The organism is Microcystis sp. M109S1, assembly GCF_020247025.1.
Lineage (GTDB): Bacteria > Cyanobacteriota > Cyanobacteriia > Cyanobacteriales > Microcystaceae > Microcystis.
In genome coordinates this window covers 1-8,602 of record NZ_JADBRW010000086.1, presented here as the reverse complement: position 1 = coordinate 8,602, position 8,602 = coordinate 1, and the positions used below count along the sequence as shown (strand labels likewise).

At 41.0% G+C, this 8,602-nt stretch carries 8 protein-coding genes; 2 read left to right on the top strand and 6 right to left on the bottom strand.

Going from position 1 to position 8,602, the window contains the following annotated elements:
- Positions 1–235: 235 nt before the first annotated feature.
- Positions 236–577, bottom strand: a complete 342-nt coding sequence (locus tag IM322_RS04250; RefSeq protein ID WP_287674083.1) for a histidine triad nucleotide-binding protein — start codon at positions 575–577, stop codon at positions 236–238.
- A 179-nt stretch (positions 578–756) separates the two neighbouring features.
- On the opposite strand from IM322_RS04250, the gene IM322_RS04245 reads away from it, so the two are divergent.
- Positions 757–2,283: a YifB family Mg chelatase-like AAA ATPase gene (locus IM322_RS04245; RefSeq protein WP_286825302.1), complete on the top strand. Its 1,527-nt coding sequence runs from the start codon at positions 757–759 to the stop codon at positions 2,281–2,283.
- 381 nt (positions 2,284–2,664) lie between these two features.
- Here the strand turns inward: IM322_RS04245 and IM322_RS04240 are convergent, their stop codons facing one another.
- On the bottom strand, positions 2,665–3,966 hold the full coding sequence (locus tag IM322_RS04240; RefSeq protein ID WP_287674081.1) for a hypothetical protein: 1,302 nt from the start codon (positions 3,964–3,966) through the stop codon (positions 2,665–2,667).
- 197 nt (positions 3,967–4,163) lie between these two features.
- On the opposite strand from IM322_RS04240, the gene IM322_RS04235 reads away from it, so the two are divergent.
- Positions 4,164–4,592, top strand: a complete 429-nt coding sequence (locus tag IM322_RS04235; protein WP_002743840.1) for a Tery_1686 family protein — start codon at positions 4,164–4,166, stop codon at positions 4,590–4,592.
- A gap of 74 nt (positions 4,593–4,666) precedes the next feature.
- On the opposite strand, the gene IM322_RS04230 is transcribed toward IM322_RS04235, so the two are convergent.
- The 4 genes from IM322_RS04230 to IM322_RS04215 all read right to left on the bottom strand — a co-directional run bounded on the left by IM322_RS04230 (position 4,667) and on the right by IM322_RS04215 (position 8,370).
- The gene (locus IM322_RS04230; RefSeq protein ID WP_287674079.1) at positions 4,667–5,236 is read right to left on the bottom strand and encodes a hypothetical protein; all 570 of its coding nucleotides are present in this window, start codon (positions 5,234–5,236) and stop codon (positions 4,667–4,669) included.
- The gene (locus tag IM322_RS04225) at positions 5,236–6,624 is read right to left on the bottom strand and encodes an AAA family ATPase (protein WP_287674078.1); all 1,389 of its coding nucleotides are present in this window, start codon (positions 6,622–6,624) and stop codon (positions 5,236–5,238) included. The genes IM322_RS04230 and IM322_RS04225 overlap by 1 nt, the downstream gene beginning before the upstream one ends.
- Positions 6,625–6,727: 103 nt before the next feature.
- Positions 6,728–7,312: a pseudouridine synthase gene (locus IM322_RS04220; protein WP_286825306.1), complete on the bottom strand. Its 585-nt coding sequence runs from the start codon at positions 7,310–7,312 to the stop codon at positions 6,728–6,730.
- Between the two features lie 269 nt (positions 7,313–7,581).
- Complete coding sequence (locus tag IM322_RS04215; protein ID WP_287674076.1) at positions 7,582–8,370, bottom strand: ABC transporter permease; 789 nt, start codon at positions 8,368–8,370, stop codon at positions 7,582–7,584.
- Positions 8,371–8,602 lie beyond the last annotated feature (232 nt).

The following is an 8,602-nucleotide window of genomic DNA, read 5'->3' as shown; positions in this document are numbered from 1 at the left end:
GTGTCAGTCTGTAGAGCGACCATAAGACCAGAACAGATTTACTCTGTTAAGGCAGGTGCGAAACCCCGCAAGGGAAAGAAGCAGAAACCTAAATCGTGAGGTTTGGGAATCACCGTCCGTTTACGGCGGTGAGGATGTCAACAGGAGCAAAAGGTAACTAAATCGAGAAGACAGACTCGGAAAAGAAGGCTTCTAGCTCTAGAATTCCCCAAAAATGCGGGAAAATAAGGGGAGTTTACCCGGGGGGCCAAGCCATTTGGCGATCGCCTAAGAGATGGACATGAAGATGATCGACGGTTTGACCTCCCTGTTCCCCATTATTAATCACCACTCGATAACCTTGACTTAATTTAGCTTCGGCGGCCACCTTTTTAACAGTTAGTAACAAATGTCCCAATAGCTCGCGATCGCTGTCGCTGGCTTCCTCTAGTTTCGGAATCGGTTTTTTGGGGATAATGAGGATATGGGTGGGTGCTTGGGGATTAACATCTCGAAAAGCGAGGACCAGATCATCTTCATAGACGATCGAGGCAGGAATTTCTTTACGGATAATTTTGCTAAAAATAGTCTCGCTCATAGACAAATTGCTTTTTTTTAACTATACCATTAAGCTCTCAGCTTTTCTGGTGAGGTTATCCCGATAAATACGGTGATTTTCAGGGTAAATTCCCAGATAAAATCATTTTTATGCGGAAAACTAGCCTAACATCCTGTTTCATTTTCCTAAGAACTCACTTTATTTTTACTTGAGCCAAAATGTTAGCAAGGGTTTGGAGTGCGGCAATTATCGGCATCGATGCCATTAAAATCGGGGTAGAGGTGGATGTATCGGGGGGATTACCCGGAATTGCCGTGGTGGGTTTACCCGATACCGCAGTGCAGGAGTCGAAAGAAAGGGTAAAAGCTTCCCTAAAAAATGCCGGATTTGCCTTTCCCATCCGCAAAATTGTCATCAATTTAAGTCCCGCCGATATCCGCAAAGAGGGGCCGATTTATGATTTACCGATTAGTATCGGCATTTTAGGGGCTTCCGAACAGGTAGAAGCCGGTTTATTGGGGGATTTTCTCTTTTTAGGCGAATTATCCCTCGATGGTAGTTTGCGTCCCGTGGCGGGGGTTTTACCCATTGCTGCCGCCGCCGAAAAAATGGGGATCAAGGGTTTAGTGGTTCCCGCCGATAATGCCAAAGAAGCGGCCGTGGTTAAAGGCTTACAAGTGTATGGGTTTCGTCATCTATCGGAAGTGGTAAATTTCTTAAATGAACCCGATCGCTATTCACCGATGACTTTTAACGCTGCCGAGGAATTTGGGCGATCGCAGGTAAATCTCCCCGATCTCAAGGATGTCAAAGGTCAAGCAATTGGCCGTCGGGCCCTGGAAATTGCCGCAGCTGGGGGTCATAACCTAATTTTTGTCGGGCCGCCGGGCAGCGGTAAAACCATGTTAGCGCGACGTTTACCCGGAATTCTGCCGCAGTTAACCTTTGCCGAATCCCTAGAAGTCTCCCAGATTCATTCCGTCGCCGGATTACTGAAAGATCGAGGTTCCCTGGTGCGCGAGCGTCCTTTTCGCAGTCCCCATCACTCCGCTTCCGGGGCAGCGCTGGTGGGAGGTGGCACTTATCCCCGACCGGGAGAAATCTCCCTTTCCCACCGTGGTATTTTATTTTTGGACGAATTAACGGAATTTAAGCGCAGTGTCTTGGAATATCTCCGGCAACCCCTAGAGGATGGTTATGTGAGCATTTCTCGCACTCGTCTTTCCGTCGCTTTTCCGGCACGTTTTACCCTGGTGGCCAGTACTAATCCCTGTCCCTGTGGTTATTACGGCGATTCGGTGCAACCCTGCAGCTGTTCACCGCGACAACGGGAACAATATTGGGCGAAATTATCGGGACCGCTTTTAGACCGTATTGACCTACAAGTGACGGTAAATCGCCTGAAACCGGAAGAAATGACCCAAGAGAGTCGGGGAGAAGCTTCTGAGCAAGTGCGGCAACGGGTAGAAAGGGCCAGACAAAAGGCCAGCGATCGCTTTCAGAATACCGGGATTCGCTCTAATGCGGAGATGAATTCCGAGCATTTGCGGGGTTTTTGCGCTCTTGATCATAGCAGTCGCCATATTTTAGAAGGGGCAATCCGAAAATTGGGTTTATCGGCCCGAGCAATGGATCGCATTCTCAAAGTTGCCCGCACCATTGCCGATTTAGGAGATAGTGAAATGCTGAAAAGTTCCCACGTTGCCGAAGCAATTCAGTATCGCACTCTCGATCGTTTAAGTTAAGTAGGGAGGCACAATTATTTGTAGGATGGGTTAGCGGTAGCGTAACCCATGCGGGCGTTGGGTTTCATGCTTCAACCCAACCTACGTTCTAAAATTTGGCATTACTTGCGATTTTATCAATCAATCCCAGCTTTTGGGGGGTAGAACCCCCCGCGCATTAGTTTTTCGGTGGGATGCTTACAGACAGCTGCTGACACATTTGTCATCATTTAAGAGTCATTGATAATTGCTGATTGTCGGTGTTTCTGCAAATGTGAGATGCACCGGGCAGAATCTATCTTCAATTGAATTATAACTACTTACTTAAAGAGCATTTTTTCTGGTCGGGGCGAATTGCCTTCGCCCTCTTTTTAGTAAACTTACTGGTGGGGATTTTAGGGATTAATCGGGCGATTCTAAGCGTTTTTGCCATTCTCGATCGATTTTATCGGAACGCTCGATCTCTTGTTCGAGATAGTCTTGATCGGTAGAATAACTAATATCAGCATCTGTAATCACTTTTTGGTCAGCGAATTGACGAGAGTAGGCAAGTTTTTGCTCTAATTCAGGATTATTTTGGGCTAATAAATCTGCTCTTTTTTCTCGCTGTTGATTGCGTTGATTAACCCGCTCATTTCTCCACTGCAAAAAGAAATAACGACCGAGGGGAATCCCCAAAAAAGCAGCGGCATAACTGAGGAGAAAACCGTAGATCCCTGTGACTATCGACCCCAGAGAACCGCTCAAATCGACACTGTCACTGTTGAGCAAAAATCCTAAAACTAAAGCGAGGATAAAGTTAACCCCCCCTAAACCTAAAGCTAAGATAATTTGACCACTATCCGCTTCGCTAAACTTCCAGCTTTTTTCTCTTAGATAGGGTGACAATGCTTGTACTTTTCTCTCTTTGGTTGTCACCTGTAGATCGGGAAAATAATAGATAATATCGCCTCGATCGGACACTTGCGGCAAACCATTAAAGCGAGTTAAAACTGGCAGAACATAGTCTTCTGTCTCCTCATGACTGGGGGTAATACTATCGAGATAGGGAGCAATTTGTGGAGCAATAATCGAGCCACGATTATTTTTAATTACTTGACCGATAGTTTGCCAGCGTCTCTCCTCTAAATTAAAATTAGGATCGCCATCGCCAAAAAGAAAAGAAAAAACTGACTCCAGAAAATTCATCTTACTAGCGGGTTTTTCTGCCTTAACTTCCCTATCTCTTCTTTCGTAGTAGTTATTACCAAAATCGGGATAAAAAATCCAGAAAAAGTCCGTGGGAAAGAAGTTAATATTAATTTTGTTATTTCCCGAATTGTTATCCGAGTCACTATCTTTGAACATTAAGCCAAGCAGGATGGCCAGAATAGCCAGCAAGAGGATTAAAATCGAAATAATTAAAACAATGCCAAAGGAAATGCGAATAACATAAAAAACTACTTGCCAGATTTTACTACCGAAAGCTTTTAACTTTAATTGCCAATATTTATTCAGAAGAATCGAGCGAAAATTTTCGGGAAAAAGATAGATAATCTCCCCCGTATCTGCTACCTGTAAATGTCCCCCCGCTTCCGCAGCTAAAGCTAATAATCCCTGTTGTGCAGCGTTAATCTCTAAACCCGATTTTGCCGCCACATCACCCACCGTAACCCGATAGCCTAATTTTTCGATCGATTGTAATAGAGACTCTTGGGGATTCATAGAAAATACTGTTCCTGTCGATTATCCTATTTTCTAGTTTAGTTTTGATTTTGTCTTTTTGGCTGCGCTATCTTGATTGACAGGTGCGGCATTTTGGACTCGATCGAGAAAATATCGTTATAATTGGTGCAATAGTCGCAAAAAGCAGGGCTAAACTGTATAAATAGTTACTTTATAAGCAATTATCAGAGGTGAGCATGAATGCGTCGGAACAGGCAAAAGGATTAGAATTAACGGCGAAGATCGCCACACTCGTCAACCTGTTTAAACAACAATTCCCCGATGCAAAGGCAGATCTGAAACCTTGGCGCAATGATCCCCACACAAGGGAGTTAACGGACCCTGACTCGATCGATATCGCTTTCCATTTTCCCGGTTGGAGTCCCAGAATTCAAGGGCGCAGTATTCTGGTACAAATTCGTTTTCATCTCGATAGCGAGGATCAGCATCAGCGTTTGATTGGCTTAGAAATGCAGGCTTTTAACCATCAAGGAACCGCTTGGCGACTATCCACGGTGGAAAATTGGCAATTAGTCGGCAATTATCAACCCTCTCCCAAAGTGGCTGATAAGTTAAAATATTTCAGTCGGCAGGTGTTTGAAGTTTTTAAAAATGAGCATCGATAAGGCTCTTTCGGCACTCTCGGCAAAAGATCGTTATTCGATCGAGATTAAATCGTTCATAATGTCAAGCTATAGGACTAAATTAATTCTTGAAAGTGCTTGGCTTTAGCGGAAATTTTTAACATTTTTTCTGGTTGATCATGAATCTCACTTTTTTGAGAAAATTTACGGCTGCTGGTGGTTGTTTTAGAAATACTGATATTTTTAATACTAACAAAGCGATATTGATAGTCCCGAAGAAAATCGGGTTGATTCCAAAATAAGCGTCCGATTTCACGACAATAAGAGACAAAGCATTTGGCTCCTTTTAATTGTTTAATTATCGATGAATTATCATCTCTGCTTTTCTTCATTTCCAAACAAAGGATAACTTTTTCAGAAGTGGTATTAGCGATAATTATAAAATCTGCACGCTTACACTCACCTTTACTACTACCAGTAAAAATTCTGCGGACATCAAAAAACTCATCTAGATTGATCACAATAACCTCATCGGGTTTCGGCATTCCATTAACCACAAACGAATAGTTATCTTGATTTTCTGTCAGTTTCAGTAAATAGCTATCTCGTTTGTATTCTTTTTTATATTCCAACTCTACTATCGCACAATCCCTAATCATTTCTTTGAGGATAGCAATATCAGACATTACTCCTCACCCCAAATAATAGCCGTTTGAATACGATTCATCTTTTCGATAGTAGTATCAAAACTGCGCGCTTCGATACCCATTTCTGGATCAATTTTAGCGGGAGTTAAAGTGTTAAATTTGGTCTTTCTTTTTTTTCCTTTTAACATCTCTAAAGCTTGTTCAGCAATATAGACTTTAACTTGATCGGCCGATAATAATTCCTCTTGTCTATAGCCTTCTTCTGCGGCAATTTGTTTCAGGTGTGGTTGATCATGGTTGAGCATAATTAATGTGTTGATTTCTTTGATAATATAATCACTGTGAGTAGTGATAAAAACTTTAATACCAATGTTAATCAGTCGAGCGAAAAGTTTAGCGACACGGCGTTGATTTTCTGGATGGAGATTTAATTCAGGTTCATCTACTATCAACAAATCTCCGATGCGAGCTTCGTGTCTTAAATAAAAGCCAATGTCTAAAAGAGAACGTACAGCACTAGAACTTTCATCCATCGATAGTCTCAGTTTTTTTCCTTTAGGAATGTAATAAAGTTCACCATTGCTAGTAATCATATATTGCCCACCAATAATATCGGCAAAATCTTCTAAAATACTGGGATAATTTTCGGCGATAAAGCTAGTTTTTTTGACAATTGTTTCTATTTGTCTAGTAAAATCTACATTTTCTTTGACCGGGAGCGCATAATCCTGAGAAACATTAAATAACAGTTCCGTAGGATCAAAATTGCTATTTTTGCTAATTTCTTCCAGTAAACGATTACGAGCAAAATTTAACTCTTTGCGAAAAATTGCCGCTCCTGTCCTTTCTGCACTGGCAATAAATGGCCTGGGAAAAAACTGAGAGAAAATTATATCTTGGATGCTGTCGTAAATGATATCCTCAAGAAAATGCACTGGCAGATTTATTTTTTCTGTTTCTGTTAATAATGTAATGGATAAATAAGGCTCATCTTCAGGTTTGCTAATCGAGATAATTTCCAATGTTGCTGTACTAATTTTCCTTTCATACTTCTTTTTAAATTGAATATTGTCAAAATTTAATTCTATCTGAAAATCAACATTTTTAAACCTCTCCTCGTTGGCCGCAAAAACTTCAGGTATTTGTCGAACATATCCTTGACAACCTGTAGTAAGAATACTTTCACACTGTTGAACATACTCCTGTAGATCGAGACTAATTACACCATCAGAAAGTAGTTGATCAATTTTTTCTTTGAGTCCAAATTTTGGCGACATTAATAGTCTTCGCCAAGTATATAAAAAACCAAATAAAGAATATGTAGCATAAGTTTTACCTGTATTATTACCACCACAGATAATTGTCAGGTCGCCTAGACTGAATTCTGCCTGTTTTAAAATGCCAAGATTTTTAATTTTAACTTTCATTTTTGTCTTAAGTTTAATATTCACGATTATAGATAATTGTGGATCATCTGATCAAGTACCAAACTATACATTCAATTTTGGTTATCAAGGTTACTTACAAAAATTATAACCTTTCTAAGGCTTTTCTCTCTTTTTCAGTCACTTCTCGCCATTGACCGGGTTGTAATCCTGTTAAGCATAATTTATTGTTTTTGTCAATAGTAATGGCTGTTCTAATTAATCTTAAAGTGGGATAACCAACGGCAGCAGTCATCCGTCTTACCTGACGATTTCTCCCCTCAGTTAAGGTAATTTCTAACCAAGCGGTGGGGACAGATTTTCGATAACGAATCGGTGGCTCTCTGGGGGGTAAATCTGGTTCAAAATCTAGTAAATTAACTATGGCTGGTCGAGTGCGATAATCCTGAATAGGAAGACCTTGACGCAATTTTTCTAAAGCGTTTAGGTCAGGAATTCTTTCGACTTGTACCCAATAGGTACGCGGATGAGCAAATTGACGATGACCCAAACGATGCTGTAATTGACCGTTATCTGTGAGTAATAATAATCCCTCGCTGTCCCTATCTAAACGACCGACTGAATAGATATTGGGGATGGGAATATAATCTTTTAGAGTCGAGCGCCCATTTTCATCAGTAAACTGACATAATACCTCGTAGGGTTTATAAAAAAGGATATATTTATTCAAAGTAAAAAGAAGTCAGGAGATAGGAGTCAGGAGATAGGAGTCAGGAGCTTTTTGCTTTTATCAGTAAAAATCAAACAGTAATCCATGAAAATAAAGCTCAAAACTTGCCACTTAATACTGTTCACCGAAAACTAAAATCTGATTACTGATTACTGATTACTGATTACTGATCACTGATCACTGATCACTGATTACTGATTACTGATTACTGATTACTGATTACTGATTACTGCTCACTGATTACTGATTACTGATTACTGATCACTGATTTAATCCCTTTGATGGGAGAATTGATAAGCACCGATGATCGAGAGAAGAATAGCGACGATTAATAAAATGGGGATAGCGAACCAAGGAAATTGATTGATATCGTAGGCTGCGGCTCTTAATCCCAGACTAGCATAGGTGAGGGGCAAGGAATAAACAATAATTTTTAATGGCCAGGGTAAGGTTTGGGGGTCGAAAAAAGTTGCTCCTAAAAAAGACATCGGCACGATTAAAAAGTTATTATACAGACTGACACTTTCGAGGGATGTAACTCGCAATCCGACAATTGCCCCTAAACCGGCAAAGACGGCACAATTTAAGATTAAAACTAATAAAAAGAGGGGATTGAGAAAACTGGCAAATTTTCCTGTAAATAAGATAGCAACGAGAATCACTGATGCAGAAGTCATTACACCGCGCAAAATTCCCGCGAAAACTTTGCCTAAAAATAATGAGAGGGGATGGACGGGAAGTAATAATAATTCCTCGAAGGTTTTACTAAATAAGCGATCGCCACAGATGGAAAAGGTGGTTCCCCCGAAACTGATCGCCATTGAGGACAGGGCCACCATTCCGGGTAAGATAAATTCTAGATAAGAATCGCCGATCGAGGGTTTCATCGAGCGATCGAGGGCGCTTCCCAACCCCAACCCGAAACCAATAATATAGATTAGGGGAGAAACTAAACCTGTGGCTGCGATCTGAAGGACTCTAGCGCGTAAATCTAGCCATTCTCCCCAAAATACGGTTAAAGTGTCTGTTAATATCGTCTGAGCTTGAGCTAGTTTCACTGGTATTTTGGTTAATTAGTAAATATTATTTTAATAATATTTAACAATTGTCCCCTTTTTCAAGAGCGAGCTTTTCGGACTAGAAAAATGATCATCGAAAATTTTGGGTGGGAAACCCCGCCGTTCTAGGTTGGCTTTACGTTAGAATCAAAAAGACCGTCTCGAAAACCAAGTGGGCGGACAGCACCTTGAAAACTCGGCTTAGGGAGTTCCGTTCAGAAAAGCTTGTCCG

Coding starts and splice junctions, on each gene's coding strand:
- IM322_RS04250 (WP_287674083.1), bottom strand. CDS start 577: ATGAGCGAGACTATTTTTAGCAAAATTATCCGTAAAGAAATTCCTGCC.
- IM322_RS04245 (WP_286825302.1), top strand. CDS start 757: ATGTTAGCAAGGGTTTGGAGTGCGGCAATTATCGGCATCGATGCCATT.
- IM322_RS04240 (WP_287674081.1), bottom strand. CDS start 3,966: ATGAATCCCCAAGAGTCTCTATTACAATCGATCGAAAAATTAGGCTAT.
- IM322_RS04235 (WP_002743840.1), top strand. CDS start 4,164: ATGAATGCGTCGGAACAGGCAAAAGGATTAGAATTAACGGCGAAGATC.
- IM322_RS04230 (WP_287674079.1), bottom strand. CDS start 5,236: ATGTCTGATATTGCTATCCTCAAAGAAATGATTAGGGATTGTGCGATA.
- IM322_RS04225 (WP_287674078.1), bottom strand. CDS start 6,624: ATGAAAGTTAAAATTAAAAATCTTGGCATTTTAAAACAGGCAGAATTC.